This window comes from Bacteroidota bacterium, from assembly GCA_030706565.1.
GTDB lineage: Bacteria > Bacteroidota > Bacteroidia > Bacteroidales > JAUZOH01 > JAUZOH01.
Map to the genome: position 1 here is coordinate 1 of JAUZOH010000551.1, position 2,044 is coordinate 2,044.

General features: G+C 36.1%; 1 protein-coding gene and 1 pseudogene. Both read right to left on the reverse strand.

Going from position 1 to position 2,044, the window contains the following annotated elements; genetic code table 11:
* Nucleotides 1-211: 211 nt before the first annotated feature.
* Nucleotides 212-1,336: pseudogene (locus tag Q8907_16675) on the reverse strand (PDDEXK nuclease domain-containing protein).
* Nucleotides 1,337-1,349: 13 nt separating this feature from the next.
* Nucleotides 1,350-2,044, reverse strand: a 695-nt coding sequence (locus tag Q8907_16680) for a type IV toxin-antitoxin system AbiEi family antitoxin domain-containing protein (protein MDP4275904.1), incomplete at its 5' end; no start/stop codon positions are given.

Consider the following 2,044-nt stretch of genomic DNA (forward strand, 5'->3'; position numbering starts at 1 on the left):
AGAAATATTCCTCTGTGTCTTCTCTGTGTACCTCTGTGTTATTGTATCGATTTATTACACAGAGAACCACAGAGTTTTAACACAGAGTGCCACAGAGAAATCTGTTATAACCCCTTTATACTACTTGCGAAACTTAAATAATCTGTTTAATTAGTTTTGTGTCATTTTAGCTATCTCATTCCAATAAAAGAAAGCTCCGATATTGGATTTTCTACAATAATTTTTTTAATGTTTCGGCATCAGGTAAAATGTCCCGATATTGTTCAGGTAGTTGAGTAGTCAACTGATAAGTAGCTACTCCCATAGGTTTACTTGTGTCGCGAAAAGCAAACTCGACAATTTTTTTGCTTTGCGATTTACAAAGAATAATTCCTATTGAAGAATTCTCATGCGGTAGTTTAATGTATTCGTCGAGTACAGAGAGATAAAAATTTAATTTGCCCGCGTACTCAGGTTTGAATTCGCCCCGTTTGAGTTCAATGGCTACTAAGCATTGAATTCTGCGATTAAAGAACAGTAGGTCTATAAAAAATTCTTTCTCATCAACCTCCAGCCGATATTGATTGCCTAGAAACGAAAAATCGCTTCCCAATGCCATAATAAATTTCTTGATATGAAGGACTATTTCATTTTCAAGCAGTCGTTCGTCCAATTCGTCGGGGTCTTCAATATTGATAAAGTCGAGCAAATATTCATCTTTGAACGACTGAAGTGCCTGTTTTTGTAAATTTGGATTTTGAATGGTCTTTCCAAAATTATTTGGCATAGAGCCTTGTTTTTGAAAGAGCGATATTTTAAGATTGTATTTTAATTTTTCTACACTCCAAAATTCCTTCGCACAACTATTCACATAAAACAGTCTTTCTTCAACCGTTTTTGTCTTAATCAATATTTCATAATGGTGGGTAAAGCCAATTGATAAAAAGTGGTCAAAATTCAGATTGGCTAAATCGTCCGTTACTGACGGACGATTTGATAACAATAAATCCGTTTGAATTTCGTCCGTTATCAGCGGACGAATTGCATTATTTAGATTATCAGTGGTTTGAATATATTTTTCCCATTCTTCATAGAACTGCCTCATCCGTTTGATATTCACTGGCGAAAACCCTCGCAGTCCGGGTAGTTCCTGCTGTAATTTCACAGATATGGTTTCGATTGCGTTTGTTCCCCAAAAGCGGTTACGGCTATTTTAAGAAATAAATTTTCCAATGCCGAAATAGAGCGAAAGCAACTCACGATTTACCAATGTTGCTGCCCGATACCGGCTTTGCAGTATGGCACTTTTTATAGCCTGAATAGCTTGATAGTAATCTATTGAGCTTTGTTGTTCCATAATTAACTGAGTTTTACAACTGATTTATTTTGAGCAACTCCTCAACTTCTTCTTTTCTTCCCCTACGGGTGGCGTATCGTAAGAGCTTGTTTTTATTTACATTGTGTCTTTCAAAAATCGTTGTGTAAATATAATTTATCTCCGAACCCTGTAAAAATGAAAACTCTACATCCCCAACAATATCAACCAGAATCTTTTCAATTGTAGGAGTGTTTATGCCTTCCACCAATTGTAATGGCGATTCAGATATTAAAGGACGTATGATAATGGCATCGCTGGTATTTATATATCGTTCAAAGTCGGTGAGCGAAGGCAGCAAAAAAACCCGTTTATTGCTACCAGTGTTCAGAAAATTAAAAACGGATTCTGCTACCTCGCGTTCTACATCAACAAATAAAAGATTGAAGTTGGGAATGTGGTGCATGTAAGACTGAAGGATTGAAGCCGACCATACACAATAATCAACAAAAGGAAACTGAGCTTTTATTTGCTGATTAATCCGTCTCATCTCATCGGAACATACTATCGAAAAATCCTTTCTTGCATCATTAGGTAATTTATAAACACCTCTCTCAATGCGTACTAATTTCCCCGATTTTAAAAGGCGGTTCAGTTGTTCTGAAAAAGTACCGGGTGAGCCAATTTGATCTTCACTCTTCAAATTGGCTATTAATTCTTTACGTGTGAACACCTTATGTGTAAATGCAA